At 68.0% G+C, this 18,660-nt stretch carries 18 protein-coding genes; 13 read left to right on the forward strand and 5 right to left on the reverse strand.

Features of this window, described 5'->3' with window-relative positions; genetic code table 11:
- Nucleotides 1-59: 59 nt before the first annotated feature.
- From APZ15_RS27650 to APZ15_RS27665, 4 genes are read left to right on the forward strand one after another with little or no spacing between them, the layout of a single operon-like run.
- Nucleotides 60-1,025, forward strand: a complete 966-nt coding sequence (locus APZ15_RS27650) for an L-carnitine dehydrogenase (protein ID WP_027789700.1) — start codon at nt 60-62, stop codon at nt 1,023-1,025.
- Nucleotides 1,026-1,046: 21 nt separating this feature from the next.
- Nucleotides 1,047-1,535 (forward strand): thioesterase family protein, encoded by a 489-nt coding sequence (locus tag APZ15_RS27655; protein ID WP_027789699.1) that lies wholly within the window; start codon nt 1,047-1,049, stop codon nt 1,533-1,535.
- A 33-nt stretch (nt 1,536-1,568) separates the two neighbouring features.
- Nucleotides 1,569-2,525: an alpha/beta hydrolase gene (locus tag APZ15_RS27660; protein WP_027789698.1), complete on the forward strand. Its 957-nt coding sequence runs from the start codon at nt 1,569-1,571 to the stop codon at nt 2,523-2,525.
- 22 nt (nt 2,526-2,547) lie between these two features.
- Nucleotides 2,548-3,744 (forward strand): TauD/TfdA family dioxygenase, encoded by a 1,197-nt coding sequence (locus APZ15_RS27665; RefSeq protein ID WP_027789697.1) that lies wholly within the window; start codon nt 2,548-2,550, stop codon nt 3,742-3,744.
- A 199-nt stretch (nt 3,745-3,943) separates the two neighbouring features.
- Here the strand turns inward: APZ15_RS27665 and APZ15_RS27670 are convergent, their stop codons facing one another.
- The 3 genes from APZ15_RS27670 to APZ15_RS27680 form a co-directional block, all read right to left on the reverse strand.
- Nucleotides 3,944-4,243, reverse strand: coding sequence for a DUF4148 domain-containing protein (locus APZ15_RS27670; protein WP_027789696.1), 300 nt, complete (start codon nt 4,241-4,243; stop codon nt 3,944-3,946).
- 214 nt (nt 4,244-4,457) lie between these two features.
- A complete protein-coding gene (locus APZ15_RS27675) occupies nt 4,458-5,444 on the reverse strand; it encodes an oxidoreductase (RefSeq protein ID WP_027789695.1) in 987 nt (328 codons plus the stop codon).
- A gap of 170 nt (nt 5,445-5,614) precedes the next feature.
- Entirely contained in the window at nt 5,615-5,905 is a 291-nt protein-coding gene (locus APZ15_RS27680) for a DUF3331 domain-containing protein (protein WP_021161446.1), read from the reverse strand.
- A gap of 666 nt (nt 5,906-6,571) precedes the next feature.
- Between APZ15_RS27680 and APZ15_RS27685 the strand changes: the two genes are divergently transcribed.
- The 9 genes from APZ15_RS27685 (at nt 6,572) to APZ15_RS27725 (ending at nt 15,800) form a co-directional block, all read left to right on the forward strand.
- Nucleotides 6,572-7,336 carry an SDR family oxidoreductase gene (locus tag APZ15_RS27685; RefSeq protein WP_027789694.1) on the forward strand — a complete coding sequence of 255 codons (765 nt, stop codon included), beginning with the start codon at nt 6,572-6,574 and terminating at the stop codon, nt 7,334-7,336.
- Between the two features lie 43 nt (nt 7,337-7,379).
- Nucleotides 7,380-8,222, forward strand: coding sequence for an ureidoglycolate lyase (locus APZ15_RS27690; RefSeq protein WP_027789693.1), 843 nt, complete (start codon nt 7,380-7,382; stop codon nt 8,220-8,222).
- Nucleotides 8,223-8,245: 23 nt separating this feature from the next.
- A complete protein-coding gene (locus APZ15_RS27695) occupies nt 8,246-9,523 on the forward strand; it encodes an L-fuconate dehydratase (protein WP_027789692.1) in 1,278 nt (425 codons plus the stop codon).
- A 43-nt stretch (nt 9,524-9,566) separates the two neighbouring features.
- Nucleotides 9,567-10,343 carry an SDR family oxidoreductase gene (locus APZ15_RS27700; protein WP_027789691.1) on the forward strand — a complete coding sequence of 259 codons (777 nt, stop codon included), beginning with the start codon at nt 9,567-9,569 and terminating at the stop codon, nt 10,341-10,343.
- Nucleotides 10,344-10,355: 12 nt separating this feature from the next.
- The gene (locus tag APZ15_RS27705; protein WP_027789690.1) at nt 10,356-11,894 is read left to right on the forward strand and encodes a sugar ABC transporter ATP-binding protein; all 1,539 of its coding nucleotides are present in this window, start codon (nt 10,356-10,358) and stop codon (nt 11,892-11,894) included.
- 31 nt (nt 11,895-11,925) lie between these two features.
- Entirely contained in the window at nt 11,926-12,963 is a 1,038-nt protein-coding gene (locus tag APZ15_RS27710; RefSeq protein ID WP_027789689.1) for an ABC transporter permease, read from the forward strand.
- 88 nt (nt 12,964-13,051) lie between these two features.
- On the forward strand, nt 13,052-13,993 hold the full coding sequence (locus APZ15_RS27715) for an ABC transporter substrate-binding protein (RefSeq protein WP_021161439.1): 942 nt from the start codon (nt 13,052-13,054) through the stop codon (nt 13,991-13,993).
- A gap of 80 nt (nt 13,994-14,073) precedes the next feature.
- Nucleotides 14,074-14,964, forward strand: coding sequence for an L-fucono-1,5-lactonase (locus APZ15_RS27720; protein ID WP_027789688.1), 891 nt, complete (start codon nt 14,074-14,076; stop codon nt 14,962-14,964).
- 68 nt (nt 14,965-15,032) lie between these two features.
- A complete protein-coding gene (locus APZ15_RS27725; protein ID WP_027789687.1) occupies nt 15,033-15,800 on the forward strand; it encodes a FadR/GntR family transcriptional regulator in 768 nt (255 codons plus the stop codon).
- Nucleotides 15,801-15,823: 23 nt separating this feature from the next.
- On the opposite strand, the gene APZ15_RS27730 is transcribed toward APZ15_RS27725, so the two are convergent.
- On the reverse strand, nt 15,824-17,065 hold the full coding sequence (locus APZ15_RS27730) for an NAD(P)/FAD-dependent oxidoreductase (protein WP_027789686.1): 1,242 nt from the start codon (nt 17,063-17,065) through the stop codon (nt 15,824-15,826).
- Between the two features lie 142 nt (nt 17,066-17,207).
- Entirely contained in the window at nt 17,208-18,611 is a 1,404-nt protein-coding gene (locus tag APZ15_RS27735; RefSeq protein WP_027789685.1) for a hypothetical protein, read from the reverse strand.
- Nucleotides 18,612-18,660: the final 49 nt, after the last annotated feature.

The raw sequence follows: 18,660 nt of genomic DNA on the forward strand, positions 1-18,660 counted from the left end.
CGGCGGCACGCCCAGCGCGGCCGCCCACCGATTCCCCCTGATTTGAAGGATGCGTTGACATGGCTGTGAAGACCGACATCAAGACGTTCGCCGCCATCGGCACCGGCGTGATCGGCAGCGGATGGATTTCCCGCGCGCTCGCGCACGGTCTCGACGTGGTCGTCTGGGACCCCGCGCCGGGCGCGGAGGAACGGCTGCGCGCGAACGTCGCGAATGCGTGGCCCGCGCTCGAGCGCGTCGGCCTCGCGCCCGGCGCCGATCCCGCGCGGCTGCGTTTCGTGGAGACGATCGAAGCGTGCGTCGCCGATGCCGATTTCATCCAGGAAAGCGCGCCCGAGCGCGAGGCGCTGAAGCTCGAACTGCACGAGCAGATCAGCCGCGCGGCGAAACCCGACGCGATCATCGCGTCGTCGACGTCCGGGCTGCTTCCGACGGATTTCTACGCGCGGGCGACGCATCCGGAGCGCTGCGTGGTCGGCCACCCGTTCAATCCCGTCTACCTGCTGCCGCTCGTCGAGGTGCTCGGCGGCGCGCGCACGTCGCCGGAAGCGGTCGAAGGCGCGATGGAGATCTATCGCAAGCTCGGCATGCGGCCGTTGCACGTGCGAAAGGAAGTGCCGGGCTTCATCGCGGACCGGCTGCTCGAAGCGTTGTGGCGCGAGGCGCTGCACCTCGTCAACGAAGGCGTCGCGACGACCGGCGAGATCGACGACGCGATCCGCTTCGGCGCGGGCATCCGCTGGTCGTTCATGGGCACCTTCCTGACCTACACGCTCGCCGGCGGCGATGCGGGCATGCGACACTTCATGCAGCAGTTCGGCCCCGCGCTCGAACTGCCGTGGACGAAGCTGGTCGCGCCCACGCTCACCGATACGCTGATCGACAGCGTCGTCGAAGGCACGACCGAACAGCAGGGCACGCGCAGCATCAAGGAACTCGAGCGCTATCGCGACGAGTGCATCACCGAGGTGCTGAAGTCGATCGCCGCGGTGAAGGCGCGGCACGGGATGCGATTCGAGGACTAAGGGACTAAAGGACTGAAGGCGATGACCGGCGATACCCCGCTGACGATATACCGCGACGTGGTGCGGCCCGAATGGGTCGACTACAACGGCCACCTGCGCGATGCGTTCTACCTGCTGATTTTCAGCTTCGCGACCGATGCGCTGCTGGATCGCATCGGCCTCGACGACGCCGCGCGTCGCGAGCGGGGCCGCTCGGTCTACACGCTCGAAGCGCACGTGAACTACCTGCACGAGATCAAGGAGGGCACTCAGGTGCGTGTCGATGCGCGCGTGCTGGCGCATGACGCGAAGCGGCTGCACCTGTATCTCGAGCTGTTCGCGGACGGGCATGAGGATGCGGTATCGGCGAGCGAGCAGATGCTGCTGCACGTCGATACGCGCGACGGCGCGAAATCGGCGCCGTTCGACGACGACGTGGCCGCACGCGTGGCCGGGCTGCATGCATTGCAGCGCGATTGCGCGGCACCCGCGTATGCGGGCCGCGTGATCGCGTTGCCGCCGCGCCGATAGCGGGCGCGAACCTTCAAGCGCGGAGCGCACACGATGCTCGAACCGGAAATCGCGGCGTTCGTCGCTGCCGTCGACGCGTGGTATCCGGCCGACGCGGCCGAACGTTCGCCGGCCGAGCAGCGCCGCCTCTACGACCGCTTCGCGGCCGAGTGGACGCCGGCCGCGCCGCCGGCCGGCATCGTGCAGCAGGACGCCGTCTGGCAGGCGCCCGACGGCCGCGCGATCGCGCTGCGGCGCTACACGTCCGCGCAGGGTGCGCCGCGCGGCACGGTGCTGTTCTTTCATGGCGGCGGCTTCGTCGTCGGCTCGCTCGACAGTCATGCGCTGATCACCGCGCAACTGGCGGCCGATACGGGGCTCGACGTGATCGCGGTCGATTACCGGCTGGCGCCCGAGCATCGCGCGCCGGCCGCGCTCGAAGATTGCCTGGCCGTCACGCGCGCCGCACGCGACGCGCGCTGGCCGTTCGGGCCGTGCGCGCCTCCGCTGACGCTCGCGGGCGACAGCGCGGGCGGCATGCTCGCGGCGGCCGTGGCCACCGCGTTGCGCGATGCGGGCGAAGGCGGTGTCGACGGCATCGCGCTCGTCTATCCGATGCTCGGGTTCGAACCGCAACCGCCCGCGCGCGAAACGGAAGCGCACGCACCGATGCTGACGCTCGACGACGTCCATCGCTATCGCGCGCTGTACTGGAACGGCGGCCTGTCCGATGCGCTGGGAGACGGCAATCCGCTGTTGCGCGCGTCGGTGCCGCTCGCGGCTGCGCGTTTCGACGGCCTGCCGCCCGTCCTCGCGATCGGCGCCGAACACGATCCGCTGCGCGACGATGCGCGCGTGTACGTCGAACGGATTCGCGCGGCCGGCGGTGCCGCGCACTACTGGATGGGAGAGGGGCTGGTGCACGGCTGCTGGCGCGCGCTCGGAACGAGCCCGCAGGCGGCGCGGATGCACCGGACGGTCGGCGGGTTTCTGCTCGCACCACACGCGTAGCGGGCGTTTCCGGGAGGCAACGATGCAGGCAGCGCAACACCGTATCGAGGACTGGCGGACGTTTTCGGTCGACGCGACCATTGCGGCGGTCGCGATTGGCGACTCAGCGGTGGACGTCGAATGGAGCGACACGCGACGATCGCCGTTTCATTTCGACTGGCTGCGCGACAACTGCGCGTGCTCCGCATGCGTGCATGCCGTTACGCGTGAACAGGTATTCGAGATCGCCGACGCGCGCGAGGATCTCGCCGCGCGCGCGGTGCACATCGAAGCCGACGGCGCGCTGCATGTCGAGTGGAACGACGGACATCGCAGCGCGTGGTCGCCGGGATGGTTGCGCGCGCATGCGTACGACGACGCGTCGCGCGCCGAGCGCCAGGCCGCGCACGGGCGGCACGTGTGGGCCGGCGACGATGCGACGGCCATCGGCGTGTTCGCGTGGCGCGACGTGATGGAGGACGACGGCGCATTGCTCGCATGGCTCGCCGCGTTGCAGCGCACCGGGCTGACGCTTGTCGAAGGCGTGCCGGCCGAGCGCGGCCGCGTCGACGAGATCGCGCGCCGCATCGGCCTGATCCGCGAGAGCAATTTCGGTGTGCTGTTCGACGTCGAATCGAAGCCGCGCCCGGACAGCAATGCGTATACGTCGCTGAACCTGCCGCCGCATACCGATCTGCCGACCCGCGAGCTGCAGCCGGGCGTGCAGTTCCTGCATTGCCTGGCGAACGATGCGACCGGCGGCGACAGCGTGTTCCTCGACGGCTTCGCGCTGGCGGATGCGCTGCGGCGCGAGCATCCGGCCGATTTCGAGCAACTCGCGTCGACGCCGTTCGAGTTCTGGAACAAGAGTGCGAACAGCGACTATCGCTGCTCGGCGCCGGTGATCGGGCTCGATGCACGCGGCAACGTGACCGAGGTGCGCGTCGCGAACTTCCTGCGCGGGCCGCTCGATGCGCCGGCCGGCTCGGTCGCGGCCGTCTATCGCGCGTACCGGCGGTTCCTCGCGCTTGCGCGCGAGCCGCGCTTTCGCGTGCAGCGCCGGCTGCGGGCGGGCGACATGTGGGCGTTCGACAACCGGCGCGTGCTGCATGCGCGCACCGAGTTCGATCCGTCGACCGGCCGCCGGCATCTGCAGGGCTGCTACGTCGATCGCGACGAATTGCTGTCGCGGTGGCGCGTGCTGTCGCGTTCGGCGCCCGCCGCGGCTGCACCGCACTGACGGGCAAGCGCGGCTTCATCCTGCCTGCACACCTGCCGCGCGGGATGAAAAAGCGCCCGGACGCGAGGCGCCCGGGCGAAGCCACCCGCTGCCGGGCGGCGGAGGTATGCGTTTCATAAAAATGGACGAGCCCCGCAAGGGGGCTCGTCCTGATGTTTCTTCATCGCGCTGCGCGCGGCGCCCGTCGGGGCGCATCGGCTTACTGGCCGAAGAAGATCGAGTCGCGAGCGTTCGACGACGTTGCGGCCGGGGCGCCCGAGTGGACGGCCGGAGCCGGTTGCGCGCCGTAGCCGCTGGTGTCGGCACCATGAACACGCGCTTCGGCGCTCTGGATGTCGTTCGGGTAGTACGGGCTCGACAGGCCCGGCTTGTAGCCGGCTTTTTCGAGCTGAACCAGTTCGTTCTTCACTTGCGCGCGGGTCACGGTGCTTTGGGCGAATGCGCCGAACGAAGCGGACAGGGCGGCAGCGGCAACGACTGCGGAAACGAGCGATTTCATGATGACCTCCGGTGTTTTATTGAGTTCGCTCTTGACACCATGTCTTAAGCGATTGATCGAATCTTAGTCATCGGAAGGTTCAGGGTAAACGCTGATTTTGACGATAGATTGTTTCCTGGGCAGTAACAGTGGCGCGCCGACTCAGGCTTTCAACGGGCTTTCTTATCGGTTGGTGCAACAAGTATGAAGAATGTTGCGGAGGCCGACACGCCTTTCAGCGCGCCTCGGCCGCCGTGTCGAACGGCCGGCCCGGCGAACGTCCGGCCGGCGCGCCCGAGCTGAGGAAGCGCACGCCCGTCGCGGCTTCCGAGGCCTCCCACAGCAACGCCGCCGATCCCGCGTCGCGGGCCGCGCGTGGCACGCTCGCGGGCGCCGGCAGCCCGCGCGACTCGAACCAGCCGGACGGCCCGATATACGCGCCGCCCGCGAGATCGGGCGCGGTCGCCGCATGAATCGCGGGCAGCGCCCCCTGGTCGGCCGGCTGCGCGAGATAACGGTTCGCGGCCCGCATCAGCGCGGCGCGCGCGGGCGAGCTGTCCATCGCCGGGCCCGCGAACTGCAGGTTGGTTGCCGCGTAGCCCGGGTGTGCGGCCACGCTGATCCCGGCGAACGCCGCGCGCTCGAAACGGCGCTGAAGTTCGATCGCGAACACGAGGTTCGCGAGCTTGCTGTCGCAATAGGCGAGATAACGGTTGTAGCGGTGCTCGGCGCGCAGGTCGTCGACGCGGATCCGGCCGCCGCGGTTGAGGCCGCTCGACATCGTCACGACCCGCGGCCGGCGCGCGGCGCGCAGCGCGGGCAGCAGATGGCCGGTCAGCGCGAAATGGCCGAGGTGGTTGGTGCCGAACTGCATCTCGAAGCCGTCGCACGTATGGCGCAGCGGCAGGAACATCACGCCGGCGTTGTTGCAGAGGATATCGACGCGGCCATGGCGTTCGGCCACATCGGCCGCGAAGCGTGCGATCGAGGCGAGATCGGCGAGGTCGAGCGCGTCGGCTTCGACGCGGGCATCGGGATGGAGCCGGCGGATCGCATCGGCGGCCTGCGCGGCGCGGGCCGCGTCGCGGCAACCCATCACGACGGTCGCGCCTTTCGCGGCCAGCGTTTCCGCGAGTTGCCAGCCGAGCCCGCTGTTGGCACCGGTCACGACCGCGACCTTGCCGCCCTGCGCCGGGACGTGGCGCGCGCTCCATGCATGCATGTCTGCCTCCATCGGCGCGACCGGGTGGCCGCGGCACGTAATCGTTACATCGAGTGGTGTAACGATAGTGCGCGTGGTCGTGGCAGGCAAGCAGGGGAATTAGACCGGCGCTTCTAGGGCTCGCGCATCGTCGTGCGGCACCGCGTGCCGCGATGCGCGGCCGGCAGGATTTACCTGCCGCCGGCCAGCGCGAGCACTTCGGCGGCGGAGATCATCGCCGCCGCGTTCGCGGGCGCCGGGCGTTCGGCCGGGCGGAAGACTTCGTCGCCGCGCTGGATGACCTGGCGCGACAGCGCGCACGTGCCGGTGCGTTGCGCGAAGCGGCGGCGCCAGCGCTGTTCACCGTAGTGACAGCGGCCGGGCTCGACCCAGCGGACGACGAGCAGCGTATCGGAACGTTCGAGGATTTCGACGTGGACGTCGGCGGGATCGAGCACAGGCAGGGATTTGGAGGCCTTCATTTTGCCGTTTCCTAAAGCTCGTGCGGTTCGTCCGTGGCAGTGGATGTCACTACCCGATGGCGAATCCGTAGCGGTTTCCATGAGTGGTGCGCTAAATGTAAGCGTCTGTGACCGGAAAAAACATCCTGTCTGGCTCAAATTACCTTTTGCCGATTTAGAAACAATCCACGCTTATTTTCTTGGGAAAACCACAGACAAAAACGCCCCGGACATGAAGTCCGGGGCGGGAAATCGGCCTGCGCGCCGTGTCTGCTCGCCCAGTCACGGAGCCCATCGCCGGGGGACGGAGGTGCCCGCAGGGATCGAACGCGGGCGGGGTGGCGATGGACCGGTAGCGCAGTCCGGTACGTCATGATGGCGCGTGCATCCCGTTGAGACCCTGACGCGAACATGACTTTTTCGCCAGTTTGGCGCGGCGCCGCGCCGGGCGCGTGTGGATAAACGGCTGGACGGCCCGCCGGTATTGGGTGCGCGCGGATCTCGGGACAGGCTCCTGCGGGCCATCGAATGCCGAATTCTTGCTCGACCGCCCGATTTCCACGCCCGGGTAAATACTGAATCCCGATTTCGTGACAAACGCGAAGTCGACTCCTATGATTGGTTGGACCTTTGGTCCTTTGTGCCAATCGGCCGACGGGTGGCCGGTTTTTTTCGGGAGAGTCGCTCATGAGATTGCAGGGCAAACGCGCGCTGGTGACGGCGGCCGGGCAGGGTATCGGCCGCGCGACCGCGCTGCGGTTCGCGAGCGAGGGCGCCGACGTGCTGGCGACCGACGTCAACGAAGCCGCGCTCGTGCGGCTCGAGGCCGACGCCGAACGCGCGGGCAGCCGGCTGGCCACGCGGCGGCTCGACGTCACCGATGCGCAGGACGTCGCGGCGCTTGCCGCGAACGAGCGCGCGTTCGACGTGCTGTTCAACTGCGCGGGCTATGTCCACCACGGCTCGATCCTCGACTGCGACGACGACGCATGGGCGTTCTCGCTGAACCTGAACGTCACGTCGATGTACCGCCTGATTCGCGCGCTGCTGCCCGCGATGCTCGAAGCGGGCGGCGCGTCGATCATCAACATGGCGTCGGCCGCGTCGAGCGTGAAGGGCGTGCCGAACCGCTTCGTCTACGGCACGACCAAGGCGGCCGTGATCGGCCTGACCAAGGCGGTGGCCGCCGATTTCGTCGAGCGCGGCATCCGCTGCAACGCGATCTGCCCGGGCACGATCGAATCGCCGTCGCTGGAGCAGCGGATCGCCGACCAGGCGCGCATGCGCGACGTGTCGGCCGATGAGGTGCGCCAGGCGTTCGTCGCACGCCAGCCGATCGGCCGCATCGGCACCGCGGACGAAGTGGCCGCGCTCGCGCTGTACCTCGCGTCCGACGAAGCGTCGTTCACGACCGGCGCGATCCACCTGATCGACGGCGGCTGGTCGAACTGACCTCGCCTTTCCCCGTTCACTTTCCATTTCCGTTCAAGACGATATGAAACTGCTGAGATTTGGCGACAAGCACCATGAAAAACCGGGCCTGCTCGATGCGCAAGGCCACATCCGCGACCTGTCGGGCGTGATCGACGATCTCGCCGGCGATGCGCTGGCGCCGGCCTCGCTCGCGCGGTTGCGCGACATTCCGCCGTCGTCGCTGCCACGGGTCGAAGGCACGCCGCGGCTCGGCGCGTGCGTCGGCCGCGTCGGCAAGTTCATCTGCATCGGGCTCAACTATTCCGACCACGCGGCCGAATCGGGGATGGAGGTGCCGAAGGAGCCCGTCGTGTTCGGCAAGTGGACGAGCGCGATCTCGGGGCCGAACGACGACGTCGAGATTCCGCGCGGCTCGGAGAAGACCGACTGGGAGGTCGAACTCGGCGTGGTGATCGGCCAGGGCGGTCGTTATATCGCGGAAGCCGACGCGCTGTCGCACGTGGCGGGCTACTGCGTCGTGAACGACGTGTCGGAGCGTGAATTCCAGCTCGAACGCGGCGGCACGTGGGACAAGGGCAAGGGCAACGACACGTTCGGGCCGCTCGGCCCGTGGCTCGTGACGGCCGACGAAGTGCCCGATCCGCATGCGCTGCGGCTGTGGCTCGACGTCGACGGCCATCGCTACCAGAACGGCACGACCGCGACGATGGTGTTCCGCGTGCCGCACCTGATCAGCTACCTGAGCCGCTTCATGAGCCTGCAGCCGGGCGACGTGATCTCGACCGGCACGCCGCCGGGTGTCGGCCTCGGGCAGAAGCCGCCCGTCTATCTGCGCGCCGGGCAGGTGATCACGCTCGGTATCGACGGGCTCGGCGAGCAACGCCAGCGCACCGTGCAGGCCTGATTCCCTTTCGCGGACGATTCGTCATGCCTATCATTCGATCGATGCGCGTCCTCGACGTGCGCTTCCCGACCTCGCGCCAGCTCGACGGCTCCGATGCGATGAACCCGGACCCCGATTATTCGGCCGCGTACGTCGTGCTCGAAACCGACCGCGACGGGCTCGAAGGTCACGGCCTCACGTTCACCATCGGGCGCGGCAACGAGATCTGCTGCGCGGCGATCGACGCGATGCGTCACCTCGTCGTCGGCCTCGACCTCGACTGGATTCGCGCGGACATGGGCCGCTTCTGGCGGCACGTCACGTCGGACAGCCAGTTGCGCTGGATCGGCCCCGACAAGGGGGCGATTCATCTGGCGACGGGGGCCGTCGTCAACGCGGTGTGGGACCTGTGGGCGAAAGCCGAACGCAAGCCGCTTTGGCGGCTCGTTGCCGACCTGAGCCCCGAGGAACTGGTGCGCGCGATCGACTTCCGCTACCTGACGGACTGCCTGAAGCCGGACGAAGCGCTCGACCTGCTGCGCAGGCAGGCGCCGGGCAAGGCCGAACGGATCGCGATTCTCGAGCGCGACGGCTACCCGTGCTACACGACGTCGGCCGGCTGGCTCGGCTACAGCGACGACAAGCTGCGGCGGCTGTGCCGCGAAGCCGTCGAAGCCGGGTTCGACCACGTGAAGCTGAAAGTCGGCGCGAACCTGGAGGACGATATCCGCCGCGTGACGATCGCGCGCGAAGTGATCGGCCCGGACCGCAAGCTGATGATCGACGCGAACCAGGTGTGGGAAGTGGACGAGGCGATCGACTGGGTGCGCGAGCTGGCGTTCGCGCGGCCATGGTTCATCGAGGAGCCGACGAGCCCCGACGATGTCGAAGGGCATCGCACGATCCGCGAAGCGATCGCACCCGTGCAGGTCGCGACCGGCGAGATGTGCCAGAACCGCGTCCTGTTCAAGCAGTTCATCGCGCGCGGTGCGATCGACGTCGTGCAGATCGATGCGTGCCGGCTCGGCGGCGTGAACGAGATTCTCGCGGTGATGCTGATGGCCGCGAAGTACGGGCTGCCCGTCTGCCCGCATGCGGGCGGCGTCGGGTTGTGCGAATACGTACAGCATCTGTCGATGATCGACTACGTGTGCATTTCCGGCACGAAGGAAGGGCGCGTAACGGAGTACGTCGATCACCTGCACGAGCATTTCGTCGAACCGTGCATCGTGCGCGGCGCGGCCTACATGCCGCCGACGGCACCCGGTTTTTCGATCGAGATGAAACCCGAATCGCTGGAGCAATACCGGTTCCGGGGCTGACACGCGTTGAGCGTGCCGACAACATGAACGACGGAGACGCGAAGTGGATCTGAATCTGCAACACAAGGTCGTGATCGTGACCGGCGGCGCGTCGGGCATCGGTGCCGCGATCTCGATGCGGCTTGCCGAAGAAGGCGCGATTCCGGTGGTGTTCGCGCGCCACGCGCCGGACGATGCGTTCTGGCGCGTACTCGTGCAGAAGCAGCCGCAGGCCGCGTGCATGTCGGTCGAGTTGCAGGACGACGCACAGTGCCGCGACGCGGTTGCGCAGACCGTCGCGCGCTTCGGTCGTCTCGACGGCCTCGTCAACAACGCGGGCGTCAACGATGGCGTCGGGCTCGATGCCGGTCGCGATGCGTTCGTCGCGTCGCTCGAGCGCAACCTGATCCATTACTACGTGATGGCGCACTACTGCGTGCCGCACCTGAAGGCGACGCGCGGCGCGATCGTCAACCTCTCGTCGAAGACGGCCGTGACCGGCCAGGGCAACACGAGCGGCTATTGCGCGTCGAAGGGCGCGCAACTCGCGCTGACACGCGAATGGGCCGTCGCGTTGCGCGACGACGGCGTGCGCGTGAACGCGGTGATTCCGGCCGAGGTGATGACGCCGCTTTACCGCAACTGGCTCGCCGGTTTCGACGACCCCGACGCGAAGCTGGCGGGTATCGCGGGCAAGGTGCCGCTCGGCAAACGCTTCACGACGGCCGACGAGATCGCCGACACGGCCGTATTCCTGCTGTCGGCACGCGCATCGCACACGACGGGCCAGTGGCTGTTCGTCGACGGCGGTTATACGCATCTCGACCGCGCGATCAGCTGAGGGCAGCGCTCCATGCAACCCGACCCGAACCTGACTGCCGCGCCGCCGCTGATCGCATTGACCGGCATCGGCAAGCGCTTCCCGGGCGTGCAGGCGCTCGACGATTGCCGTTTCGACCTGCGGGCCGGCGAAGTGCATGCGCTGATGGGCGAGAACGGCGCCGGCAAGTCGACGTTGATGAAGATCCTCGCGGGCGTGTACCAGCGCGACGACGGCGAGATCCGGATGGACGGCCGCGCGGTGGAGATCGCCGATCCGCGCGCCGCGCAGGCGCTCGGGATCGGCATCATCCATCAGGAACTGAACCTGATGAACCACCTGAGCGTCGCGCAGAACATCTTCATCGGCCGCGAGCCGCGCGGCCGCTTCGGCGTGTTCGTCGACGAAGACACGCTGAATCGCGATGCCGCCGCGATCTTCCGGCGGATGCGGCTCGATCTCGACCCGCGCACGCCGGTCGGCCGGCTGACGGTTGCGAAGCAGCAGATGGTCGAGATCGCGAAGGCGCTGTCGTTCGACTCGCGCGTGCTGATCATGGACGAGCCGACCGCCGCGCTCAACAACGCGGAGATCGCCGAGCTGTTTCGTATCATCCGCGACCTGCGTGCGAACGGCGTCGGCATCGTTTATATCTCGCACAAGATGGACGAGCTGCGCCAGATCGCCGATCGCGTGACCGTGATGCGCGACGGCAAGTACGTCGCGACCGTGCCGATGGCGGATACGTCGATGGACGCGATCATCGCGATGATGGTCGGCCGCCAGCTCGCGACGGAATTCCGCACGCCGCCCGATACGTCCGCGAACGACGTCGCGCTCGAAGTGCGCGGGCTGTCGCGCGGCCGCGCGATCCGCGACGTCGGCTTCACGCTGCGGCGCGGCGAGATCCTCGGCTTCGCGGGGCTGATGGGCGCGGGCCGCACCGAGGTCGCGCGCGCGGTGTTCGGCGCCGACCCGATCGACGCGGGCGAGATCCGCGTGCACGGCAAGACCGTGACGATCCGCACGCCGGCCGATGCGGTGAAGCACGGCATCGGCTATCTGTCCGAGGATCGCAAGCACTTCGGGCTCGCGGTCGGGATGGACGTGCAGAACAACATCGCCATGTCGAGCATGCGCCGTTTCGTGCGCCGTGGCGTGTTTCTCGACGCGCGCGCGATGCGCGACACCGCACACGCGTATGTGCGGCAGCTCGCGATCCGCACGCCGTCGGTCGCGCAGCCCGCGCGCCTTTTGTCGGGCGGCAACCAGCAGAAGATCGTGATCGCGAAGTGGCTGCTGCGCGACTGCGACATCCTGTTCTTCGACGAGCCGACGCGCGGCATCGACGTCGGCGCGAAGAGCGAGATCTACAAGCTGCTCGACGCGCTGGCCGCCGACGGCAAGGCGATCGTGATGATCTCGTCGGAACTGCCCGAAGTGCTGCGCATGAGCCACCGGATTCTCGTGATGTGCGAGGGGCGCGTGACCGGCGAACTGCGCGCGGCCGACGCCACGCAGGAAAAGATCATGCAGCTCGCGACGCAGCGCGAGTCGACCGTGTTGTCCTGATTCAGACGCCGATCCATACGCCTATCCGATCATGTCCAACGATACGCATCCCGTTCCGCCCCTTGCGTCCGCCGATACGCCTGCCGGCGCATCGAGCCTGAAGTCGCGCTTCTTCAACCCCGCCGCGCGCCAGAAGCTGCTCGCGTTCGCGAGCCTCGTGCTGCTGATCGTGTTCTTCAGCTTCGCGTCGCCGAACTTCCTCGAAGTCGACAACCTCGTCACGATCCTGCAGGCCACCGCCGTGAACGGCGTGCTGGCGGTCGCGTGCACCTACGTGATCATCACGTCGGGCATCGACCTGTCGGTCGGCACGCTGATGACGTTCTGCGCGGTGATGGCCGGCGTCGTGCTGACGAAGTGGGGCATGCCGCTGCCGCTCGGGATCCTGGCCGCGCTGTTTTTCGGCGCGCTGTCGGGTTGCGTATCGGGCTTCGTGATCGCGAAGATGAAGGTGCCGCCGTTCATCGCGACGCTTGGCATGATGATGCTGCTCAAGGGGCTGTCGCTGGTGATCTCGGGCACGCGGCCGATCTACTTCAACGACACGCCGGGCTTCACGTCGATCGCGCAGGATTCGCTGATCGGCAACCTGATTCCGGCGCTGCCGATCCCGAATGCGGTGCTGATCCTGTTCCTCGTCGCGATCGGCGCATCGATCGTGCTGAACCGCACGATCTTCGGCCGTTACACGTTCGCGCTCGGCAGCAACGAGGAGGCGCTGCGGCTGTCCGGCGTGAACGTCGACGCGTGGAAGATCGCCGTCTACACGTTCAGCGGCGCGGTGTGCGGGATCGCCGGGCTGCTGATCGCGTCGCGGCTGAACTCCGCGCAGCCGGCGCTCGGGCAGGGCTACGAGCTCGATGCGATCGCGGCCGTCGTGATCGGCGGCACGTCGCTGTCGGGCGGCGCGGGCAGCATCGTCGGCACCATCATCGGCGCGTTCATCATGAGCGTGCTGACCAACGGCCTGCGCATCATGTCGGTCGCGCAGGAATGGCAGACGGTCGTGACGGGCGTGATCATCATCCTGGCCGTCTACGTCGACATCCTGCGCCGGCGGCGCCGCTGACGCACGTATGTACGCAGGCATGTGCTTCACCGCCGGTTCCGGCCGGCGTTCCAGTCGTTCCAGTCGATACGAAAAAAGGAGACGCGAAGTGATCAGGAGCAAGGTGTTGAACGCGATCGTCGGGCTGACGTTCGCCGTCGGCGTCACGGCCGGTGCGCACGCGCAGGAAGCCTACATCCCGCTGATCTCGAAGGGCTTCCAGCATCAGTTCTGGCAGGCCGTGAAATCGGGCGCGACGCAGGCCGCGAAGGACTACAAGGTGAAGGTGACGTTCGAAGGGCCCGAAACCGAGGCGATGGTCGACAAGCAGATCGACATGCTGTCGGCCGCGATCGCGAAGAAGCCGGCCGCGCTCGGCTTCGCGGCACTCGACAGCAAGGCCGCGCTGCCGCTCCTGAAGAAGGCGCAGGCCGAGAAGATTCCGGTGATCGCATTCGACTCGGGCGTCGACAGCGACATCCCGGTGACGACGGCCGCGACCAACAACAAGGCCGCCGCCGCGCTGGCCGCCGACAAGCTCGCCGCGCTGATCGGCGACGAGGGCGAAGTGGCGGTGGTCGCGCACGACCAGACGAGCCGCACCGGCATCGACCGCCGCGACGGTTTTCTCGAGCGGATGAAAGCGGCGCACCCGAAGGTGCAGGTCGTGACCGTGCAGTACGGCGAAGGCGACCAGCTGAAGTCGACCGAGGTGACGAAGTCGATCCTGCAGGGGTACCCGAAGCTCAAGGGGCTGTTCGGCACCAACGAAGGCTCGGCGATCGGCGTGGTCAACGGCGTGCGTGAAATGAAGCGCAAGGTCGTGATCGTCGGCTACGATTCGGGCAAGCAGCAGAAGGACGCGATCCGCAGCGGGCTGATGGCCGGCGCGATCACGCAGAACCCGATCGGGATCGGCTACAAGACGGTCGAGGCGGCCGTGAAGGCGATCAAGGGCGAGAAGCTGCCGAAGGTCATCGATACCGGTTTCTACTGGTACGACAAGACCAATATCGACGATCCGAAGATCGCGGCGGTGCTGTACGACTGAACGCCGTGCCACGGCGCCGCCGCGCGCGGCGCGTAGCGTGTGCGGCGGCGCGGGCGGCCGGAGCAGAACACGAGGACACCATGGGCGCAGTGCGTATCGATTCCCATCAGCACTTCTGGCGTTATCGCGCGGCCGACTATCCGTGGATCGGCCCCGGCATGGAGGTGCTCGCGCACGACTACCTGCCCGACGCGTTGCGGCCGCTGATGCATGCGCAGGCGCTCGGCGCATCGATCGCGGTGCAGGCGCGCGCCGGGCGCGACGAGACCGCGTTCCTGCTCGATCTCGCCCGCGACGACGCGCACATCGCGGCGGTGGTCGGCTGGGAGGATCTCGCCGCGCCGCAGCTTGCCGAGCGCGTCGCCGAATGGCGCAGCCCGAAGCTGCGCGGCTTCCGGCACCAGGTGCAGGACGAAGCCGACGCCGGCGCGTTCGTCGCCGATCCCGGTTTCAACCGCGGCATCGCGTGGCTGCAGGCGAACGGTTACGTGTACGACGTGCTCGTGTTCGAGCGCCAGTTGCCGGACGTGCAGGCGTTCTGCGCGCGGCACGATGCGCACTGGCTCGTGCTCGATCACGCCGGCAAGCCCGCGCTCGCCGAATTCGAGCGCGACGAATCGGCGCTCGCGCGCTGGCGCGCCGCGTTGCGCGAGCTGGGCGCGCTGCCGCACGTCGCGTGCAAGCTGTCGGGGCTCGTGACGGAAGCGGACTGGAAGCGCGGCCTGCGCGGGAAGGACGTCCGGCATATCGAGCAGTGCCTCGACGCGGCGCTCGACGCGTTCGGCCCGCAGCGGCTGATGTTCGGTTCGGACTGGCCGGTGTGCCTGCTGGCCGCGTCGTATGACGAAGTCGCATCGATCGTCGAGCGCTGGGCCGAATCGCGGCTGTCGGCGGCCGAGCGCAGCGCGCTGTGGGGCGGGACGGCGGCGCGTTGTTACGCGGTGCCGGGCGACGCGAAGCGCGGCATATAAAATAGGCGCGAACGGCCCGTGCGCTTCGCCGGGCCGTCTGCAATGCAACCGATCACCAGCATCAACGTATGTCCATCCAGCCGATCCAGAACCGCCGCCTGTACCAGCAGATCGCCGACAAGCTCAGTGCGATGATCGAGTCCGGCGATTTTCCGCCGGGCAGTTACCTGCCGCCCGAGCGCGAACTGGCCGAACAGTTCGGCGTGTCGCGCACGTCGGTGCGTGAAGCGCTGATCGCGCTCGAAGTGAGCGGGCTCGTCAGCGTGCGCGTCGGCGACGGCGTGAAGGTGCGCCACCCCGAAACGGCCGCCGCACCCGAACCCGCGCCTGACCTGGCAGCGAAGGCCGCGCCGTTCACGGTCATCGAGATCGATCCCGAACTCGGCATCGCACTCGATCTCGATACCGAAATCCCGCCGTTCGCGCTGTTGCAGGCGCGCCGGCTGATCGAGCCGGAAGCCGCGTCACTTGCCGCGAAGCATGGCTCCGACGAGCAGATCGAAGGCATCCACGAGGCGTTCCTGCGCAATCAGGAAGACAACCGCAGCGGTTCGCTCACGCATCCGGGCGACCGGCTGTTTCATATCCGCATCGCGGAAGCGAGCGACAACGCCGCGTATGCGCTGATGATCAAGCAACTGCTCGCGCACAAGTACGACCTGATGTTCCAGCGGCTGCAGTCGCTGTACATGCCGAACGACATGCCGCACCGATCGGAACTGGAGCACCGCGCGATCCTCGATGCGATCCGCGCGCGCGACCCGGACGCCGCGCGCCGCGCGATGGCCGAGCACCTCGACGAAGTGATCCGCATCTTCGGGCGCGCGCTCGACTGAGCGCGCGTCGATGCGCTGCGCGGTCAGAAGCGATCCGCGCGATACGGCGCCGGATCGGTGAACGGCGCTTCGCCCGTCATCATCTCGGCCAGCAGGCGGCCCGTGACGGGGCCGAGCGTCAGCCCGTGATGGTTGTGCCCGAACGCGAACCACAGCCCGCGATGCGCGGGCGCGGGGCCGACCACCGGGCGCATGTCGGGCGTGCACGGCCGGAAGCCGAGCCACGGTTGCGGGTCGAGCCGCTCGCCGAAACCGAACAGGGGGCGCGCGACGCGTTCCGCCCGTTCGAGCTGCACGCCGGTCGGCGGCACGCGGCGGCGCGCGATCTCGACGCCGGTCGTCAGCCGCAGCCCGCGCTTCATCGGTGCAATCACGTAGCCGTATTCGCGATCGACGATCGGCGCCGACGGCACGCCGCGCGCGGACGGCGCGTAATGCATGTGATAGCCGCGCTTCTCGCGCAGCGGGATCTTGTAGCCGAACTTGCCGAACACCGTGTCGGACCACGGGCCGAGCGCGACGACGACAGCCGGAGCGGCGGCCGTGCCGTCCTGCGTGTTCACTTGCCAGCCGGGCGAGAGTGCGTCGAGGCTCGCGGCGTCGCCGGTCAGCAGCGTGCCGCCGCCTTGCACGAACAGATGCGCATACGCTTTGACGAGCGCGGCCGGATCGACGACGCTTTTCGGATCGAGCCAGTGCAACGCGCCGCAGAAACCGGGTGCGAGGCTCGGTTCGTGCGCGAGCAGCGCGGCGGCATCGAGCGGCGTGATGCCGAGCCCGTGGCGGCGCGCGGTAAGGCCGGCCTCGGCCACGCCGCGTTCGAATGCGGCGGGCGTGCGGAACGCTTCCAGCCAGCCGTTCGCGCGGATCAGTTCGCCGGCACCGGCCCGTGCGATCAGCGCGTCGTGCTCGACGATGCAGCGTTCGATCAGCGGCAGCATGTCGCGTGAAGCCGCCGCGTGGCGCAGCGGCGCCGATTCCCACCAGAAACGCGCGAGCCAAGGCGCGAACGCGGGCAGCGACGCGCTGTGCCAGTAGAGATCGGTCGAGCGGTTCAGCGCGTAGCGCATCAGCGTGAACGGGCTGCGCGGGAACGGATACGGCTCGACCGACGAGCGCTCGATCAGCCCCGCGTTGCCGAAGCTCGTGCCTTCGCCGGGCGCGCCGCGATCGACGAGGGCGACCTTGCGTCCGCGATCCTGCAGGTGCAGTGCGACGGAGACGCCGACGATGCCGGCGCCGAGAACGATGACGTCGAAGTCCATCTGTGGTGGTGAGTGACGGTTAGCCGGGCGAGCGCGAGATCGTGGCGGTTGTTTCGCCCGAACGGGAATTCGTTCGAACTGCAAGCATACTCGCGACGGCGCGGGGCGTGTTGCGGGCTGCGAGTTGTCGGCCGCTCGCGCGTCAGATCTCGATTCCGTGTTCCAGGAGCCGGGTGCGCAGCTCCTCGCGATGATCGCGTGCAACCGTCGCCAGCAGGCGTGTTGCTTGCGGCGTGTCGAGCATCGCGCGCTGTGCCGCGCCGGGGCGCGTCCACATCGAGACGGGATTGCGCAGCCACGTTTGCAGGTCGCGCGCCAGCGCATCGTCCGGATCGTCCGGTTGCTCATTGCGCGCGGCAATCAGCACGATGCACACGAGACTGTCCCACTGATCCCGTGAGCAGATCGCACGTGCGGCATGGCGATCGCCGTATCGCTCGAGCACCTGTTCGATTTGCGCGAGCGAGACGAATGCACCTTGCTCGCACAGGCGCACCGCGGTTTTGCGAATCCTGCGGGCGGGGTCCAGCAGCGCGCGCGTGGCCACCTCGTCCCGGATCGATGGCGACAGCCGAGCCAGCAGCACGAGTGCGTGCGCACGAACCGGGCTGCGCGCATCCGTCGAGAACCGCTCCATCGTCGCTATCGCGGCGGGCGCGCGCAGTTCGGCGAGCAACGACAGCGCCGCGCGAACCCGGGTACCGGACAACGTGCCCGTATCGAGCAGCGCAACGCAGCGGTCCGCGACATTCCGGCCGAGTTCGGTGAGCAACCGGGCCGCCGCGGCGCGCAAGCTGCTTTGCGAATCGAGCGTTGACCGCCACAGGAATGCCTCGGTGCCGTCGTCGATGCCTTGGTCGATCATGTAAGCGAGTGCGGCGCGGCGAACCGGGCCGAACGGGGAGTCGGCCGCGAGATCGATGCAGCGCATGCGATCGCTTGCCGGCACGTCGTCGAGCATCGCCACCGCCCGTCGGGCGAGCACGATGTCGCCGGAGGTCAGGCCGTGCGTGACCAGTTCGGCAGCCGGCAGGATCCGGTGATCGAATGCCACGAGGCAAGCGATGCGTCGAAGCCGGAAGTCCGGGGCGTGCATCGCGTCGACGATCGTATCGACGCCGCCTGTCTGCACCAGCCGCTGTTCGAATGCGTGCAGCCATGGACCGTGATCTTCGCGCGTGGCCGATGTGAGCTGGCGCAACGACGGAAGCAGTGCGGCGAAGTACCTGGGCGGCACGGTCGCGAGCAGTGTGACGAGTGCGTTCGTCGCGGCGCGCCGCACTTCGGGCACCCAGTCGTTGATGCGTGCGGCAATCGGTTCGAGCAGCGCGCTGTCGCCAAGCTCGACCGCGCGGGCGATCGCCGCTTCGCGAACATAGCCCGAGTAATGACCGATCGCCTGCGTGAGCAGCGCGACGTCGCGGCTCGCGGCGATCTTCTGCAGCGCGTCGGCGAGCGGCATCGCCTGGCCTTGCTGCAAGTAGACCGTGTGCGAGGGCGCCGTGGACGGTGGCCGCGCGCCGAAAATCCTGGCGATGAGGTTCATTGGAATCAGCGAGGTGAGATGACGTGCAGTTTCGTCGGAAGAATCGACG

Origin of the sequence: Burkholderia cepacia ATCC 25416 (genome assembly GCF_001411495.1) — a bacterium.
GTDB classification, from domain to species: Bacteria; Pseudomonadota; Gammaproteobacteria; order Burkholderiales; family Burkholderiaceae; genus Burkholderia; species Burkholderia cepacia.

Coding starts and splice junctions, on each gene's coding strand:
- APZ15_RS27695 (WP_027789692.1), top strand. CDS start 8,246: ATGCCTATCATTCGATCGATGCGCGTCCTCGACGTGCGCTTCCCGACC.
- APZ15_RS27660 (WP_027789698.1), top strand. CDS start 1,569: ATGCTCGAACCGGAAATCGCGGCGTTCGTCGCTGCCGTCGACGCGTGG.
- APZ15_RS27725 (WP_027789687.1), top strand. CDS start 15,033: ATGTCCATCCAGCCGATCCAGAACCGCCGCCTGTACCAGCAGATCGCC.
- APZ15_RS27705 (WP_027789690.1), top strand. CDS start 10,356: ATGCAACCCGACCCGAACCTGACTGCCGCGCCGCCGCTGATCGCATTG.
- APZ15_RS27655 (WP_027789699.1), top strand. CDS start 1,047: ATGACCGGCGATACCCCGCTGACGATATACCGCGACGTGGTGCGGCCC.
- APZ15_RS27735 (WP_027789685.1), bottom strand. CDS start 18,611: ATGAACCTCATCGCCAGGATTTTCGGCGCGCGGCCACCGTCCACGGCG.
- APZ15_RS27680 (WP_021161446.1), bottom strand. CDS start 5,905: ATGAAGGCCTCCAAATCCCTGCCTGTGCTCGATCCCGCCGACGTCCAC.
- APZ15_RS27690 (WP_027789693.1), top strand. CDS start 7,380: ATGAAACTGCTGAGATTTGGCGACAAGCACCATGAAAAACCGGGCCTG.
- APZ15_RS27650 (WP_027789700.1), top strand. CDS start 60: ATGGCTGTGAAGACCGACATCAAGACGTTCGCCGCCATCGGCACCGGC.
- APZ15_RS27730 (WP_027789686.1), bottom strand. CDS start 17,065: ATGGACTTCGACGTCATCGTTCTCGGCGCCGGCATCGTCGGCGTCTCC.
- APZ15_RS27670 (WP_027789696.1), bottom strand. CDS start 4,243: ATGAAATCGCTCGTTTCCGCAGTCGTTGCCGCTGCCGCCCTGTCCGCT.
- APZ15_RS27675 (WP_027789695.1), bottom strand. CDS start 5,444: ATGCATGCATGGAGCGCGCGCCACGTCCCGGCGCAGGGCGGCAAGGTC.
- APZ15_RS27685 (WP_027789694.1), top strand. CDS start 6,572: ATGAGATTGCAGGGCAAACGCGCGCTGGTGACGGCGGCCGGGCAGGGT.
- APZ15_RS27720 (WP_027789688.1), top strand. CDS start 14,074: ATGGGCGCAGTGCGTATCGATTCCCATCAGCACTTCTGGCGTTATCGC.
- APZ15_RS27710 (WP_027789689.1), top strand. CDS start 11,926: ATGTCCAACGATACGCATCCCGTTCCGCCCCTTGCGTCCGCCGATACG.
- APZ15_RS27665 (WP_027789697.1), top strand. CDS start 2,548: ATGCAGGCAGCGCAACACCGTATCGAGGACTGGCGGACGTTTTCGGTC.